The sequence below is a fragment of the Sphingopyxis indica genome (assembly GCF_032879645.1).
Lineage (GTDB): Bacteria > Pseudomonadota > Alphaproteobacteria > Sphingomonadales > Sphingomonadaceae > Sphingopyxis > Sphingopyxis indica.
On the sequence record NZ_CP076395.1, the window covers coordinates 254,122 to 271,145 of the forward strand.

The 17,024-nt window shown below is 66.4% G+C and carries 9 protein-coding genes and 1 pseudogene; 3 read left to right on the forward strand and 7 right to left on the reverse strand.

The window, feature by feature from the left end:
* Positions 1–28: 28 nt before the first annotated feature.
* Positions 29–1,384 (reverse strand): NADP-specific glutamate dehydrogenase, encoded by a 1,356-nt coding sequence (gene gdhA / locus KNJ79_RS21685; RefSeq protein ID WP_317153998.1) that lies wholly within the window; start codon positions 1,382–1,384, stop codon positions 29–31.
* 157 nt (positions 1,385–1,541) lie between these two features.
* Between gdhA and KNJ79_RS21690 the strand changes: the two genes are divergently transcribed.
* Positions 1,542–2,459: a tetratricopeptide repeat protein gene (locus tag KNJ79_RS21690; protein ID WP_317153999.1), complete on the forward strand. Its 918-nt coding sequence runs from the start codon at positions 1,542–1,544 to the stop codon at positions 2,457–2,459.
* A gap of 128 nt (positions 2,460–2,587) precedes the next feature.
* Here KNJ79_RS21690 and putA read toward each other — a convergent pair whose 3' ends face one another.
* On the reverse strand, positions 2,588–5,680 hold the full coding sequence (putA, locus tag KNJ79_RS21695) for a bifunctional proline dehydrogenase/L-glutamate gamma-semialdehyde dehydrogenase PutA (protein ID WP_317154000.1): 3,093 nt from the start codon (positions 5,678–5,680) through the stop codon (positions 2,588–2,590).
* A gap of 98 nt (positions 5,681–5,778) precedes the next feature.
* Here putA and KNJ79_RS21700 point away from each other — a divergent pair, with 98 nt between their 5' ends.
* A complete protein-coding gene (locus KNJ79_RS21700; protein ID WP_317154001.1) occupies positions 5,779–6,249 on the forward strand; it encodes an Lrp/AsnC family transcriptional regulator in 471 nt (156 codons plus the stop codon).
* A gap of 18 nt (positions 6,250–6,267) precedes the next feature.
* Here KNJ79_RS21700 and KNJ79_RS21705 read toward each other — a convergent pair whose 3' ends face one another.
* Positions 6,268–7,227 (reverse strand): sulfotransferase domain-containing protein, encoded by a 960-nt coding sequence (locus tag KNJ79_RS21705; protein ID WP_317154002.1) that lies wholly within the window; start codon positions 7,225–7,227, stop codon positions 6,268–6,270.
* 306 nt (positions 7,228–7,533) lie between these two features.
* On the opposite strand from KNJ79_RS21705, the pseudogene KNJ79_RS21710 reads away from it, so the two are divergent.
* Positions 7,534–8,306: pseudogene (locus tag KNJ79_RS21710) on the forward strand (IS5 family transposase).
* A 279-nt stretch (positions 8,307–8,585) separates the two neighbouring features.
* Here the strand turns inward: KNJ79_RS21710 and KNJ79_RS21715 are convergent.
* From KNJ79_RS21715 to mutS, 4 genes are all read right to left on the reverse strand, one after another.
* Positions 8,586–9,902: a L,D-transpeptidase scaffold domain-containing protein gene (locus KNJ79_RS21715; RefSeq protein ID WP_317154004.1), complete on the reverse strand. Its 1,317-nt coding sequence runs from the start codon at positions 9,900–9,902 to the stop codon at positions 8,586–8,588.
* Positions 9,903–9,919: 17 nt separating this feature from the next.
* Complete coding sequence (locus KNJ79_RS21720) at positions 9,920–10,168, reverse strand: hypothetical protein (RefSeq protein WP_317154005.1); 249 nt, start codon at positions 10,166–10,168, stop codon at positions 9,920–9,922.
* Positions 10,169–10,307: 139 nt separating this feature from the next.
* Positions 10,308–13,064: a [protein-PII] uridylyltransferase gene (locus KNJ79_RS21725; RefSeq protein ID WP_317154006.1), complete on the reverse strand. Its 2,757-nt coding sequence runs from the start codon at positions 13,062–13,064 to the stop codon at positions 10,308–10,310.
* 199 nt (positions 13,065–13,263) lie between these two features.
* Positions 13,264–15,927: a DNA mismatch repair protein MutS gene (mutS, locus tag KNJ79_RS21730; protein WP_317154007.1), complete on the reverse strand. Its 2,664-nt coding sequence runs from the start codon at positions 15,925–15,927 to the stop codon at positions 13,264–13,266.
* Positions 15,928–17,024 lie beyond the last annotated feature (1,097 nt).

The window sequence follows — 17,024 nt, forward strand, 5'->3', positions numbered from 1 at the left end:
CCCCCTGTCCCCGTCGGATCCTTAGCCGCTAAACCACCCCGAAGGCCAGCATCGCATCGGCAACCTTCTTGAATCCCGCGATATTGGCACCCTTCACATAATCGACATAGCCGCCGCCCTGCTCGCCATAGGTCAGGCAGCGCTCGTGGATGCCCGCCATGATGTCTTTGAGCATCTGTTGCAATTCGGACTCGGACCAGCTGCGCCGCTCGCTGTTCTGGCTCATCTCGAGTCCCGACACCGCGACCCCGCCGGCGTTCGCCGCCTTGCCCGGCGCATAGAGGATCTTCGCATGTTTGAAGACGTGAACACCGTCGAGATCGGTCGGCATATTCGCGCCTTCGCTAACCGCGATGCAGCCGTTCTTGACCAAGGTCTTCGCATCCTCGCCGAGCAGTTCGTTCTGCGTCGCGCAGGGCAGCGCGACGTCGCACGGCACGCCCCACGGCGTCTTGCCGGGGGTGAAGGTCGCGCCTTTGAACTCGCCCGCATAATCCTCGATGCGCCCGCGGCGGTGCGTCTTGTGCGCCTTCACCCAGTCGATCTTTTCCTGCGTGATACCATCGGGGTCGTGGATGAAGCCCCCCGAATCGGACAGGGTGAGCACCTTGCCGCCCAGTTGCACGATCTTTTCGGCCGCGTGCGTCGCGACATTGCCCGATCCCGAAATCACCGCACGCTTGCCGACGAGATCCTGGTCCTTCACCGCGAGCATGTTGGCGAGGAAATAGACCGCGCCATAGCCGGTCGCCTCGGGCCGGATCAGCGACCCGCCCCATTCGATGCCCTTGCCGGTGAGCACCCCGGTGAACTGGTTCGTGATCCGCTTATACTGACCGAACATGAAACCGATCTCGCGCCCGCCGACCCCGATGTCGCCCGCGGGGACGTCGACGTCGGCGCCGATGTGGCGGTAAAGCTCGGTCATGAAGCTCTGGCAAAAGCGCATGATCTCGCGCACGCTCTTGCCCTTGGGATTGAAGTTCGACCCGCCCTTGCCGCCGCCCATCGGCAGCCCCGTCAGCGCATTTTTGAACGTCTGCTCGAACGCCAGGAATTTGAGCACGCTTTCGGTGACGCTCGGGTGGAAGCGGATGCCGCCCTTATAGGGGCCGATCGCATTGTTGTTCTGAACCCGCCAGCCGCGCTGGACGCGGATATGGCCGTTATCGTCCTCCCAGCACACGCGGAACGACACGACGCGATCGGGCTCGGCCATGCGCCGCAGGATCTGCTGCGCGTGATACTCCTCCTTGTCGGCGATGAAGTCGAAAATATCCTCGGCGACTTCCTGCACCGCCTGGACGAACTCGTCCTGGCCGGGGTTGCGTTTTTTCACCCCTTCCATGAACGTCGGGAAATCGACGTGATCCGAAACTGCCATGGCACCCCTCCCCATGCAAACGATCGGGAAAAACCGGTGCGACTCCCTTTTGTTTTGACGATTTTTCGTTGACCGACCTCGATGGATCGAGGCTACACCATCGGCTCGCAAAGGCAAGGCGTCGGCGCAGCTTTATTGACGGGGGAGAGCGACAAAAATGAGCGAGAGCAAGGGCATGTCGGGCACCAATCGCGCGATATTGGTCGCCGCCTTCCTGCTGCTCGCCGCCGCGGTCGGCTATGCGATGTGGCGCGATTCGGCGCCCGCCCCTGATGCGCCCGCGGCGGCGACTCCCGGCGACCCGCTCGCCGCGTTCGAGGCGCGGACGCAGGCGTCGCCAAAGAGTGCCGAGGCGTGGAGCGCGCTCGGCGCCGCGCGCTTCGATCTCGGCGATTTCGCCGGGGCGGCCGCGGCTTACGAAAAGGCGTCGGCGCTCGCACCCGAGTCGGCCGGGCTATGGTCGGCGCTCGGCGAGGCGCGGGTGATGGCGAGCACGCGCGACCCGATGCCCCCCGCCGCGCTCGCCGCGTTCGAAAAGGCGATCGCGCTCGATGCAAAGGACCCGCGCGCGCGCTATTTCCTGGCGGTGAAAAAGGATGTCGGCGGCGATCACAGGGGCGCGATCGACGACTGGTTCGCACTGCTCGCCGACACGCCGCAGGGCGCGCCGTGGGAGGCCGACCTGCGCCGCACGATCGAACAGGTCGGGGCGATCCACAAGATCGACGTCGCCGATCGCCTCGCAAAAACGCAGACACGCGCGCTGACGCCGAACGAAATGCCCGTCGCCGCGCGCGCCATTCCCGGCCCTACGCGCGCCGAGATGGAGGCCGCGTCGCAGCTCCCCAAGGGGCAGCAGGACGCGATGATCGCCGGCATGGTCGACGGGCTCGAGGCGAAGCTGAAGGCGAACCCCAGCGACGTCGACCGCTGGATCATGCTGATGCGCAGCCGCATGACGCTGGGCGAGACGGCAAAGGCGGCGCAGGCGCTGAAAGATGCCGTCGCGGCGAACCCCGGCGCGGCGGACCGGTTGAAGGCGCAGGCACGGATGCTCGGGGTGCCGGGGGCGTGAAGCCCAACCGTCATTGAAAACGCAGTGTGCTCCCGCGAAGGCGGGAGCCCATCATCCGGCCGTGTATGTTGGCGCCAATCGGAGATGGGTCCCCGCCTTCGCGGGGACACACTCAATACAACCTGTATCTATCCCGCCATCAGCGCCGCATTGCCGCCCGCCGCGGTGATGTCGGTGCTGATCGACTTTTCCTCGGCGAAGCGGCGCAGATAATTGGGGCCGCCGGCCTTTGGCCCGGTGCCCGACAGGCCGCGCCCGCCGAAGGGCTGCGAGCCGACGATCGCGCCGATCTGGTTGCGGTTGACATAGACATTGCCGACCTGGGCGCGCGCCGCGACATGCGCCGCGACGCTGTCGATGCGCGTGTGGACGCCGAGTGTCAGCCCATAGCCCGAAGCGTTGATCGCGTCGATCAGCGCATCGAGTTCGCCGCCCTTCCACGTCGCTACGTGCAGCACGGGGCCGAAAATCTCGCGTTTCAGGTCGGTGATATGGTCGAGCCGGATCATCGCCGGCGCCACGAAGGTGCCGCCCGCGGGCAGCTTGGTGCGCGCCGCCTCGGCGATCAGGCGGCCCGCGGCGCGCGCTTCTTCGACATAGGCTGCAATGTTGGATTGCGCCTCCTCGTCGATGATCGGGCCGACATCGGTCGCGAGGATCGCGGGATCGCCGACATTGAGCTCGGCCATCGCGCCCGCGACCATCGCGATCATCGCATCCGCGACATCTTCCTGCACGCAGAGCAGCCGCAACGCCGAGCAGCGCTGGCCCGCCGACTGAAAGGCGCTCGCCACCGCGTCGCGCGCGACCTGTTCGGGGAGCGCGGTCGAATCGACGATCATCGCATTGGCGCCGCCGGTTTCGGCGATCAGGGTCGCGATCGGCCCCTCGCGCATCGCGAGGGAGCGGTTGATCGCACGCGCGACCTCGGTCGATCCGGTGAAGGCGACGCCGATCACATCGTCGTGCCCGGTCAGCGCCGCACCGACCGTCTCGCCGCGTCCGGGCAGATAGTGGAGAATGTCGCCCGGCACCCCGGCTTCGAGCAGGATTTCGACTGCGGCGTGGGCGATCAGCGGCGTCTGCTCGGCGGGTTTGGCGAGCACCGCATTGCCCGCCGCGAGCGCCGCCGACACCTGCCCCAGAAAGATCGCGAGCGGGAAGTTCCACGGGCTGATGCAGGCGAAGATGCCCTTGCCCTCGAGGATCAGCTCGTTGCGCTCGCCGGTCGGGCCGGGGAGGGTGACCGGCCAGCTGAAATCGGCGCGCGCCTGCGCGGCATAATAGCGCAGGAAATCGACCGCCTCGCGCACCTCGGCGACCGCGTCGGCCAGCGTCTTGCCCGCCTCGTCCATCGCGAGCCCCAGAAACAGCGCGTCGCGCTGCTCGATCAGCTCGGCGGCGCGTTCGAGCCGCTCGGCGCGAAAGGCGCCGCCGGCGAGGCTCCAGTCGCCCTGTGCCTTGCGGGCGGCAGCAACGGCCTCCTCGACCGCCGCGGCGTCGGCCTCGACCACCCGCCCGATCACCACGCCGGTTGCGGGGTTATGCACCGGTTCGCCCTTGCCCCGCCGTTCGCGGCCGCCGACGATCGGCGCCGCGACGGCGCCCGCGTCGCGCGCTTCGGCGATCGCCGCGATCAGCGCCTCGGGCACGCCCGGCTCGCCGAGATCATAGCCGCGCGAATTGCGCCGCACGGGATCGTAAAGCTGAAGGCCGGTCGGCAGCTTCGACGGCGCGCTCGCGACGCTGCGCGGATCGACCGCCAGCTCCTCGGCGCTGACGTCGGGGTCCGAAAATTGATGCACGAAGCTGGAGTTCGCGCCATTTTCGAGCAGGCGCCGCACCAGATAGGCGAGCAGGTCGCGGTGCGTGCCGACGGGCGCATAGACGCGCACCGGCCGCGGCGGCGGGCTCAGGGCGACGATCGCGTCGTGCGCGCCTTCGCCCATGCCGTGCAGCCGCTGCAGCTCATAGTCGGCGCCCGCGAACAGCTCGGTGACGAAGGCGAGCGTCATCGCATTGTGGCTCGCAAAGGCAGGAAAGATACAATCCTGGCACTCGCGCAATATCTGCGCGCAGGCGAGATAGTTGAGGTCGGTGTGCAGCTTTGCCGTGAACACCGGAAAATCGCCGAGGCCCAGCGTCTGCGCGCGCTTGATCTCGGTATCCCAATAGGCACCCTTGACCAGCCGCATCGACAGCATGACGCCACGACGCCGCGCGCGCGCCGCGACCCAGCGAATCACCTCGCTCGCGCGCTTCTGATAGGCCTGGACGACGATGCCGAGCCCGGTCCAGCCGTCGGCGATGCCGGCGTCGATCAACGCGCCATAGACGTCGAGATGCGGCTCGAGCCGGTCGCTTTCCTCGGCGTCGATCATCAGTGGGATATTCACGCGCCGCGCCGCCGCCGCCAGATCGATCACGCGCGGGATCAGCTCGTCGCGAACGCGCTGCCCCTGCAGATATTCATAGCGCGGATGGAGCGCCGACAGCTTGATCGAGATGCCGTGATTCGCGAACGGATCGCCCGGCTTCGCGTCGCGCCCGATGCGCGCGATCGCCGCGGCATAGCTGTCGTAATATCGCCGCGCATCCGCGGCGGTGCGCGCCGCCTCGCCCAGCATGTCGAAACTCGCGAGCTCGCTCTTGTCCTTGTCGGCGCGCCTGACCGCGGCGTCGATGCTTTCGCCCATCACGAACTGCTGCCCGAGCAGCTTCATCGCCGCGAGCGCCGCCTGGCGGATCACCGGTTCGCCCGAGCGGCGGATCATCGTCCTGAGAATGGCGAGCGGTTTCGCCTGGCTGCCCATCGCGTCGAGCATCAGGGTCGCCGACCCCAGCGACAGGCCGCGCGCCGACAGCGCGACGACCAGCGGGCTGTCCTCGTCGTCGCCCTCGGCCCAGTGGCGCCCCGCGATCTTGTCGCGGATCAGCGCGTTGGCGGTCGCATTGTCGGGGACGCGCAGCAGCGCTTCGGCGAGGCACATCAGCACGACGCCTTCCTCGGTCGAGAGGCGATAGCGGTTCATCAGCTGCGCGACGAGTGTCTCACGCTCGCCCTCGGCCTTGGCCTTGCGGATCAAGGTCAGCCCGCGCGCGGTGACCGCCTCCGCGGTCGCGGGCGAACGGGCAAGAGCGGTGCGCAGGTCGGCGACGATGTCGGCTTCGCTGCGGCGGGCGAGGGCGCGGATGGCGGCGCGATCGGCGGGTTCGGTCATGGCCCGATCATAGCCGATCGACAGATTGCATTCTGCCTTCAAATCGGCAATATACTGTCCATATCGACCTATTTTCTGATTGGTTTTAGTCGAATCATATGAAAGCAAAACCATCACTAGTCGATCTGGACGAATTCGATCGCCGAATCCTCGCGATTCTCGGGCAAAATGGCCGCATCACCTTTACCGAGCTCGCGCAGCAGGTCGGCCTGTCGAAAACGCCGTGCCAGCAGCGGGTGAAACGGATGCAGGAGAGCGGACTGATCGTCGGCTTCCGCGCCATCGTCGACCCGGCGAAGGTCGGGCTCGATCACGTCGCCTTCACCGAGGTCAAGCTGTCGGACACGCGCGAAGAGGCGCTGCGCGAATTCAACGCCGCGGTGCGCCGCCTGCCCGAAGTCGAGGAGTGCCACATGATCGCGAGCAGCTTCGACTATCTCTTGAAGGTCCGCACCGCCGACATCCGTCGTTATCGCATCGTGCTGGGCGAGAAGATCTCGACGCTGCCGCACGTCGCGAGCACCTCGACCTTCGTCGCGATGGAAACGATCTGCGAAGCCGCGCGCTGAAGGCGCAATGTCCCCTCGTCAAAGATGCGAGCTGTCGAGGCTCGTCAGCCCATAGCCCGGCGGCGGGCCGTCGGCGAGGGCGCGCGCTTCGTCGCGATCCTCCAGCCACGACGACAGGTCGCGGTTCAGCATTTTCCCGAGCGCGCCGACATCGTCGGCATAGAAATCGCGCAACCGCAGCCACAGCGGCTGCGACAGCGGCGGATAGGCGATCTCGCTCGCGAAAACCCCGCGCGTCGCCTCGAACCAGCGCGTGCCCCTCAGCGGCGCCACGACGGTCTTCAGCGGCGACAGGGCCCGGCGCACCGGCAAGGGCAGGAAACGTTCCGAACTGTCGTTGGCGCGCTTCGCCGGCTCACCGGCGTCGAACACCGGCGCGACGCCGATATGCGCCGAAATGGCCTCGATCACCCGCTGCGGCCGCCGCCTGACGTCGTCGAACAGAAAGCTGTGGATCTGCTCTTCGGGAAAATGGTCGAGCCAGCGGCGCAGATGCGCGGCATAGAGCCCGTCGTTCAAAAAGCGCGGATGCGGATTGTCGTCGAGCGAGGTCAGATACTCCTCGGGGGCGCCGCGAATCGTGCCGCGCCGATAGAGCATCTTATAGTCCGAATAGGCGCGCTCGATCGGGTTGCGGAACTGAACCACCAGCCGTGCGCCGTGCAGCATCGCCGCAACGCGCGCGGGGGCTTTCGGATGTGCCAGATAATCGGCCGACTTCTCCCCGCGCAGACGGCCTGCCGCCCCTTCGCTCGCAAAGAAGCCGCGATAATAATCTTCGCCGCGATGATATTCGCTGCTGAAATAATGCGGCTCGGGATCGGGCATGTAGATCGCCGGATTGGCCTGCAATTGTTCGAGCACCCAGGTCGTTGCGGACTTGACGGCGCCGATGACCAGGAAGGACGGCAGCCAGTCGGGCCGCGCCGGGTCGAAGCCGAGTTCGAGATCGGTTCCGTTATTCCTTTGCAAGGACATGGAATCCAGTGCCCCCTTTCGCCCGGAGCCTAACGGAGCGAAGAGCGGGTGGGCAATGGTATCGAGCCCGAATATCCAGAATAGTAGAATCCGGCTCGAAAGATGTCCGGCATACACCTCCTACGAGAAGAAGGCGGCGGCGCTTCGCGCCCGGCGCTCACGCCTTTCCTCCTTGCCCTGAACAAAATCGCTTCAAACGTCGAACGTGGAATTAATGGGTCCTGACCCTAGGTAGCGTTTACATTCAGGATTCCCTTTGGCGTATTTTTCTGATTCAGAATGCGGGCTGGAAGGAGGTCAGCATGGATGGATCGACAGGAACTGAGCGACGCGGTTTGGGAACGGATGGCTCCGCATTTGCCGGGCAAGGCGACGGACCCAGGACGCACTGGGCGCGATAACCGGCTTTTTGTGGAAGCGATTTTGTGGCTGGCCCGGTCGGGAGCGCATTGGCGCGTTCTGCCCAAGGAGTTTGGCCGGTGGCATACCGTCTATCAGCGCTTCAACCGCTGGTGTCGCAACGGCGTCTGGGAGAGGCTTTTCAAGGCATTGAGCGATGATGCCGACTTTGAGTACATCCTCGTCGACAGCACCATCGTGCGCGCGCATCAACACAGTGCCGGTGCCCCAAAAAAAGCGATCGATCCGAAGATCGGTTTGAAGCTCACGCGCTGGGACGCTCCAAGGGCGGGTTGAGCACCAAGGTCCACGCCGCGACCGATGCTTTGGGTAATCCGGTCCGCTTCATCCTGACTGGCGGAGAGCGCAACGACATCACCCAGATCGAGGGATTGCTTGATGGATTGCGTGCAGACCATGTCCTGGCCGACAAGGGCTACGATGGCCAGCGCGCCATGAAGGCCATCGCTGCAACCGGTGCTCAACCCGTCGTCCCGCGCCGAACCACAACCGCGCAATGGCGGGCCTTCGATGCCACGCTCTACAAAGACCGCAATCTGATCGAACGCTTCTTCAACAAGATCAAACACTTCAGGCGTATCGCCACACGATATGACAAGTTGGCCAGAAACTATGCTGGCTTCCTCAACCTCGTCGCCGCACTCAAATGTTGCATCTGAATGTAAACGATACCTAGGTCGTAAACTCATAAATGGCGCCATCGAGGTTTGAGGCAAAATGGCCCGGTGCGAGGAGAGAAGGCACAGGAATATGTCGATATTTCAAGACTTCTCGACGAAGCAATGGGCCATTTTGGTCAAATCCCTTCGGGACGCCCAAATGGCTTCCATCTCGGGGCGAAAGCCGCTTGGAAAGGCAACCAGCCTTCCCGGCGCGTCTTTCGCCCCGACCTGTTCGCCATTTGGGCGCCTCGATGGCGCCATTTATGAGTTTACGACCTAGCCGTCGCGCCCATAGACGTCGCGGAACGCCACCCCCTTCTCGACCGCGATCGCGGTGAAATAGGTGAGATACACCGGCACTTCGACGGGCAGCGGCACCGCCTGTTCGGGCGTTCCGTCCTTCGCGCGCAGCGGCTTCTGGAACAGCCACTTTCCCAGTTCGGACGCCTTTTCCAGCCGGATGCAGCCGTTGCTGAAATGGCGGTCCTTCTTTCGGAGCAGCGCACGATCGGGGGTGTCGTGGAGATAGATGCCTTCATCGTTCGGGAAGAGGAATTTGACCTTGCCCATCGAATTATGGGGGCCCGGCAGTTCGCGCAGCCGCAACAGCTGCTGTCCCGCAGCGACCGCGTGCCAGTCGATTTCGGACGCATCAAGCTTGCGCGGGCTCGGGCCCCAGTCGGACAGCGCCTCCATATGCAGCGACGCAAGGCTGCGTCCCGCAAGCACCTTGGGTGCGATGCTGCGTCCGGCGAGATAGTCGGGGACGTTCCAATAGGGGTTGAGGATCGCCCACTGGATATTGCCCGCGAGCATCGGCGTCTGCGTTTCGGGCGCCCCGACGACGACGCGCATCATCCCCTCGCGCTTGCCGCCGCCATAATAATAGAGCAGCCCCGCCGCCGCATCGACGACGATATGGTGCGTCCACGGCCCCGGCAGCACGCGCGCACGATCCAGGTTGAGCGCGATCCGCTCGAGCGCCGCCTCGGACGCACCGCGCTCCTGCGCATGTTCCATCAGCCGGCGCAGCCGCACATAATGTTCGCTCATCCAGCCCATCGCGCTCAGATAGGAGCCGAAATCTTCCGGGAAGGTCGCGGCGCGCAGCACCGATTCGACGCTCGGCCGCCGCGGCTTCAGATCCTTGTCGGCCCAGATCATGCCGACGTCGCGCGGCCGCCGCTGGTCGCGGACATAATGGGCGAAGCGCTTCGAAAGCGCGAGTTCGGCGCGCGCGAGCGCCGCGGCGTCGCCGCCTTTCGCCGCAGCGAGGCGTTCGCGCAGTTCATCGACATCGTAGGAGGAGGATTTGAGCCCGTCGAGCCGCGCCGACTGGAGCCAGCCGAGCAGTGTCGCCGCCTCGGCGCCGATCTTGCCCCTATGCACCCAGATCGGGCGATAGCCGCGCCCGGCGTAGAAATCCTTCAGATCGCCGCCCGCCTCTTCGCGCAGCATCAGCGCGACGCGGTCGTCGATGGGAATCGCCGCGCCCTGCGCCGCGGAACGGTCCGCGGCGACGGCCGCCGGCGCGCCGAAGGCCGGCGCGGCGGCGAAGACCAGCAACGCGAGGGAAAGGCGGCGGCGCCCCATTCCCCTCGCGCGCGCGGTCAGCCCTTCTCTCCGACCTGCGTCGGGGCCGGCGGCGGCGGCGGCGCGGGCTGCACGTTCGGGTGATAGATGCCGTCGGCGGTGTAATAGCCGTCGATGATCCCGTCGCCGTCGCGATCGGCGGCCACACTCCCCGAAATGGCGCCAGGCGGCGGGGGCGGCGGCGCGGCGGCGACCTCCTCATTGTTCGAACAAGCCGAAAGCAGCAGCGCGGCGGCGCCGACGAGCATGAAGGGCTGGAAACGCATGGGTTCACTCCCTTGTCAAATCCGCCCGGACGGGCGAACGCGATTCAAACCCGCGGCGCCGGCAGCATGTTTCTTTGCCGAGACAGGGGTGCGACAAAGAGTGGCCTTTCAGCGACGAATGGTGCAACAGTTCGGCGATTCACGCCGCAACCGCGTCCTCGCTGCTGCTGCCCGCTGCCTCGAGCAGTCGTTTTTCAAGGCTTTTCACCCGCGCGCCGCCGTCGATCTTGTCGCCGATCAGGTCGGTGACATAGAAAGTATCGACCGCGCGCTCGCCATAGGTCGCGACATGCGCCGAATGCACCGTCACTTTCGACTGGAAGAGCGCATAGGCGAGCTGGTTCAACAGCGCCGGGCGATCCTGGGCATTGACCTCGATCACCGTGAACCGGTTCGAAGCCTTGTTGTCGACGAACACGTTCGGCGCCACCCGAAACGCCTCGGCGCGGGTGCGCGGCAGCGCGCGTGCCTCGAGCTTCGGCAGCAATTTCTGCCGGTTGGCGAGGGCATCCTCGATCGCGCGGGTCAGCCGCACGATCTGCCCGGCCTCGGCGAAGGGGCGGCCCAGCGGGTCCTGAACCAGGAAATTGTCGAGCGCGAGGCCGTCGCGCGTGGTGTGGATACGCGCGTCGATGATGTTGCCGCCGGCAAGGTGGATGCCGCCCGCGATTCGATAGAAAAGCCCGGGGTGATCGGCGGCGAGCACCATCACCAAGGTCGCGCCGCGATCGTCGTCGGGCACCGCGGCGATGTGCAGCGGCGCGTTTCCGGCCTGCTGGATGTGCAGCATGTTCGCCGCGATCACCTCGACCGGCTCGGCGATCCAGTAGCTTTCGGGGAGGCGCTTCGCGAGCTTTTCGAAATCCTTGCCCTCCATCCGGAGCAGCGCCTGCGCTTCCTCTTTCTTGCTCGCGATCCGCACCTCGCGCCCGCGCTGCTTGTGGCCGAGGCGGAGGACTTCTTCGGCAGCATCGTAGAGTTCGGTGAGCAGTTGGCGCTTCCAGCTGTTCCATACGCCGGGACCGACCGCGCGGATGTCGACGACGGTGAGCACGAGCAGCAGCCGCAGGCGCTCGGGGCTCTGTACGACCTGCGCGAAGTCGAGGATCGTCTTGAAATCGGCGAGATCGCGCTTGAACGCGGTCGCCGACATGAGGAGGTGATAGCGTACGAGCCACGACACCGTCTCGGTCTCGGCCTCGCTCAGCCCCAGCCGCGGGCAGACGCGCAGCGCGAGTTCGGCGCCGAGCACGCTATGATCGCCGCCGCGCCCCTTGGCAATGTCGTGGAGCAGCACCGCGACGTAGATGACGCGCCGCGACTGGATCTGGTCCATGATCGCGGTCGACAGCGGGTGATCCTCCTTGAGCCGGTTCTGCTCGATGTCGGAGAGGAGGCCGATGGCGCGGATCGTGTGTTCGTCGACTGTATAATGGTGATACATGTCGAACTGCATCTGCGCGACGACACGGCCGAAATCGGGCACGAAGCGGCCGAAAACCCCGGCTTCGTTCATCCAGCGCAGCACCGTTTCGGGATCGCGCGGGCTGGTGAGCACGTCGAGGAACAATTCGTTCGCGCGCGCGATTCGCCGTATTTTTCCGTCGATCAGCTTCGCATCGTGGCGCGCCTGGCGCATCGCCTGCGGATGGATTTCGAGCCCATATTTGTCGGCGAGCGCAAAGATTTCGAGCAACCGCACCGGGTCAGCCTCGAAGAAATCGTCCGACGGCAGGGCGAGGCGGCCGCGGTCGAGAACGAAGCCATTGAGCTTCCCCGGCCGGCGCCGGATCGTGGGCAGGAAGCGCCGCCCGCGCGCCGCCATCTGTTCGTCGAGATGCGCGAGGAAGGTGCCGGTCAGGTCGCCGACGCTCTTGGCGTGAAGAAAATAGAGCTGCATGAAACGCTCGACCGGGCTCTTCCCCGGCCGGTCGGCGAACTGCATCCGCGCCGCGATCTCGCGCTGGAAATCGAAGGTCAGCCGGTCCTCGGCACGTCCCGCGAGGATATGGAGGTGGCAGCGCACCGCGAGCAGGAAATTTTCGGCGCGCGAAAATTGCCTGAGCTCCTTCGCGGTGAGCAGCCCCGCATCGACGAGCTCGGGAACGGTGCGCACGCGGTGGATGAACTTGCCGATCCAGAACAGCGTGTGGAGGTCGCGCAGCCCGCCCTTCCCTTCCTTCACATTGGGTTCGACGACATAGCGCGAATCGCCCATCCTCTTGTGCCGCTCGTCGCGTTCGGCGAGCTTTTCGGCGACGAAATGGCGCGCATTGCCCGCGACGACCTCGGCATCGAAGCGCGCCGCCGCCTGGTCATAGAGGTCGCGGTCGCCCCAGACGAAGCGGCCTTCGAGCAGCGCGGTGGTGATGGTGAGGTCGTCCTTCGCCGCGCGCACCATCTCGTCCAGGGAGCGCGACGAATGGCCGACTTTCAGCCCGAGGTCCCACAAAGTATAGAGCTGCGCCTCGATCACCTGTTCGGTCCAGCTCGTCTGCTTGAACGGAGTGAGGAAGCCGATATCGACATCGCTGAACGGCGCCATTTCGGCGCGGCCATAGCCGCCGACCGCAATCACCGTGATGCGCTCGCCCGCCGAGCGATTGTTCGCGGGATAGAGGTGATCGACGGTGAAATCATAGGAAAGGCGGACGATCTGGTCGATCAGGAAGGCGGTCGCCTGCGCCGCGAGCCGGCCCGACGAGGGCTGCGCGATCAGCCGCCGCGCAACCTCGGCGCGCCCCTCCTCGAGCGCGGCCCTGAGTTCGCCCACGAGCGCGCGGCGCCGCTTGCCGCTGTCGCGCGTTTCGGCGGCGAGCGCTTCGAGCCGTTCGGCGATCGCGCGGCGGTCGATGATCGCGCGGCGGCCTTCGAGATGGGCGAACAGGCCGCTCATCCGCGATATGCCCCCTGACTGCCCGCACGCCCGGGCTCAGATGACGGGGTCGTTGCCCCTCTCATGAGAAAGCCGTGTGTCCCCGCGAAGGCGGGGACCCATCTCCGGTGGGCGCCATTTTGCACGGGCAGGAGATGGGCTCCCGCCTTCGCGGGAGCACACGGCTTGTTCCATGATCCGGGCCGAATCTCCACGATCCCTATCCCCCCTCCGCCAATAGCTGCTTGAGCCGATAGAGCGCCTCGAGCGCCTCGCGCGGGGCGAGCGCGTCGGGGTCGATGTCCGCGAGCGCCTCGCGCAGCGCATCGGCCTTTTCCGCGGGCGCCTCGGCGAGCGTCGCGGCGAAGAGCGGCAGGTCGTCGAGCCCCGCCGCGAGCCCGCCGGTCGCCTGACGCCCCGCCTCGAGCTTCGCGAGCACCGCCTCGGCGCGCTTGACGACACCGGCGGGCACGCCCGCGAGCCGCGCGACCGCGAGGCCGTAGCTGCGGTCGGCCGGGCCTTCGGCAACCTCGTGCAGCAACACCAGATCGCCCTGCCATTCGCGCGCGCGGACATGGTGGAGCGACAGCGCATCCAATGTCTCGGCGAGGCGGGTCAGCTCGTGATAATGCGTCGCGAACAGGCAGCGGCAGCGGTTGACCTCATGCACCGCCTCGACCACCGACCAGGCGAGCGCGAGCCCGTCGTAGGTCGAGGTGCCGCGCCCGACCTCGTCGAGGATCACGAAACTGTCGGGCGTCGCCTGCGCGAGGATCGCCGCGGTTTCGACCATTTCGACCATGAAGGTCGAGCGCCCGCGCGCGAGATTGTCGCTCGCCCCCACGCGGCTGAACAGCCGGTCGACGAGCCCGAGCTTCGCCGCGCTCGCAGGCACGAAAGCGCCCGCCTGCGCAAGCACGACGATCAGCGCATTCTGCCTGAGGAAGGTCGATTTGCCGCCCATATTGGGGCCGGTGACGAGCCACAGCCGGTCGGCCTGCGACAGCGAGACATCGTTCGGCACGAAGCGCTCGCCCGATTTCGCCAGCGCCGCCTCGACCACCGGATGGCGGCCGCCCGTCACGTCGAGGCACGGTTCGTCGGCGAGATCGGGGCGGCACCAACCATGGCTCATCGCATGGTCGGCGAGCGCCGCGGCGACGTCGATCCGCGCGAGCACGTCGCAGCTCGCGGCGATCGCCTCGCGCCGCTGCGTCGCCTGCTCGGTGAGCGCTTCGAGATGCGCCGCCTCGGCAGCGAGCGCGTGGACGCCCGCCTGCGTGACCCGGCTCGCCGCCTCGTGCAGATCGGCCGAGTTGAAGCGCACGACGCCCGCGAGCGTCTGACGGTGGGTGAAGCCCGACGTGGGCGCCATCAGCGCGTCGGCATGGCGAGCGGGCACCTCGACATGATAGCCGAGCACGCCATTGTGGCGGATCTTCAAGGAGGCGATGCCGGTGCGCTCGCGATATTGCGCTTCGAGCGCGGCGATCGCCTTGCGCCCGTCGCGCGCGGTTTCGCGCAGCGCGTCGAGTGCGGCGTCATAGCCCTCGGCGACATAGCCGCCCTGCGCGGCATCGACCGGCGGGGTTTCGATCAGCGCGCGCGTCAGCTCGTCGACGAGCGCGCCGTGCCCGTCGAGCCCCGGCAGCAGCCGCGCGAGCAAGGGCGGCAGGTCGCCGCGCCGCGCGAGCCGTTCGCGCAGCAGCCGCGCCCCGCCGAGCGCGTCGCGCAGCTGCGCAAGGTCGCGCGGGCCGCCGCGCCCCGCGACGAGCCGCCCGAGCGCGCGTCCGGCGTCGGGCAGCGCGCGCAGGTCGGCGCGCAATTCGTCGCGCCACAGCGCATCGCGCGCGAGCGCATCGACGAGATCGAGGCGGTCGAGGATCGCGGCGCGGTCGGTGAGCGGACTCGCCAGATCGTCGGCGAGCAGCCGCGCGCCGGCCGCGGTGACGGTGCGGTCGATGGTGCCTAGCAGGCTGCCCTCGCGCGTCCCCGCCATCGTGCGGACGAGTTCGAGGCTTTCGCGCGTCGCCGCGTCGATCGCCATGCGGTCCGATGCCGACAGGCGCACCGGCGGCTGGAGGAAGATCGGCTGGCCGGTCGCGACATGGTCGAGATAGGCGGCAAGCGCCCCCATCGCCGCGCATTCGCCGCGCCCGAACTGGCCGAAACCGTCGAGCGTCTGCACCCCGAACAGCGCCTCGAGCCGCTTTCGCCCGGCTTCGCTGGCAAAATCCGCCGCCGGGCGCCGCACGAGCTGGCGCGCGCCCCATGCGGGGAGATCGGCCGCCGCGTCGCTCACCAGCAGCTCGGACGGCGCGAGCCGCGCCAGCTCGGCCTCGACCTGCGTCGGGGCGACCGCGACGACCTCGAACCGGCCGGTCGAAATGTCGGCGGCGGCGATCGCGACGCTGCCCTCGCTTCCGACTTCGGCGATCGCGGCGAGGCGGTTCGCGCTGCGCCCTTCGAGCAGCGCCTCTTCGGTGAGCGTCCCCGCGGTGACGAAGCGCACGATGTCGCGCGCGACGAGCGCCTTCGACCCGCCGCGCGCCTTTGCCTCCGCCGGGGTTTCGACCTGCTCGGCGATCGCAACGCGGTGCCCCGCCTTGATCAGCCGCGCGAGATAGGATTCGGCCGAATGGACGGGCACGCCGCACATCGGCACCGGCGCCCCGCCATGCTCGCCGCGCGAGGTCAGCGCGATGTCGAGCGTCGAAGCCGCCGCCTTGGCATCGTCGAAGAACAGCTCGAAGAAATCGCCCATGCGATAGAAGAGCAGGCAATCGCCCGCCTTTTCCTTGAGCGCCCAATATTGCGCCATCATCGGCGTCGCGGCGGCGGGCGCGGCGTTGCTGTTCGCGGGTTTTCGAGCGGTGGCGGGCATCGCCCCCTGCTTAGTGATTGGGGGCGGCATGGCAAGGTGGCGGCGGAAGTTATTGGAGGCGTCGGGGTGGGGAGCGACGTCAGCCTTCTGAACGCACCCAAAACCATCGACAAGGTGCAGACGTGATCGGCCGATACAAGACACGGAAGCTTTCGTCCCCATCGGATGTCGCTTCACAGGGCTGAGGCGTGGCCTCATATCTCACGGACGTCATCGAGCCGGACGCCGCAATGCCCTCCCTGAACAGGATAAACTCCGCCCAACTCACCGGGACACGAGAATCACCGCTCGGCAAATAATTCACACCTAAAAGGCGCGCCTCCCGTAACTCATTGCGAATCTCCGCAATCTGACCATCGTTCCCCAACAAGCAGCGAGGCTTCACGTCATCATTCGAGCCATCAACCCAAATGGTCTGATATCCATTTGAACGGGTTGGCTGGCACATTCGCAAGAGCACGATTACGCGCTGGAGATGCGGATATGCGCCGGGAAGCCAATTACGGCTCTCCGCCTCACTCGCCTTCCATCCTTCCGCACATGCGGTAACGGCGCAGAAGCAAGCCGATAACAATGCCACCCCGGCGATCCGTCGAAGAATTTCCCCCATGAAATTTACATCGCACAGCAGCCCTGCGTCGGCAACCATCGTCGGTGGTCGTCAGATGGCGTTCGAAGACGGCTTCCGGGAGGCAGTTCGGCGCCATTTCCTCTTCTTCGTCATTCCGGACTTGATCCGGAATCCATTCTAACAGCGCCGCGCCAATGGACCCCGGATCAAGTCCGGGGTGACGACGTCAGCAATCACGGTTTAGCTGCCATGTAAGAGAATGCGCGCAGAGGCGCAGAGATCGCAGAGAAGGAAATGGGGTGCACGCGGAGACGCGGAGAGATAGCATTTGCCGCGAAGCGGCTTTTCCTCCCGCCTCGCGTGAGGCTTGACCGTGGCAGGAAAAGGGCCGTTCGGCCCGGAACGACTTCCTCCGCGCCTCCGCGTCTCCGCGTGAACAAATTCTTTGCGCACTCTGCGGCCTCTGCGCGAAACATTCGGCACGGCGGTCTCGCCGGGTAGATCGGGACCAACATTCGCGGTTTCA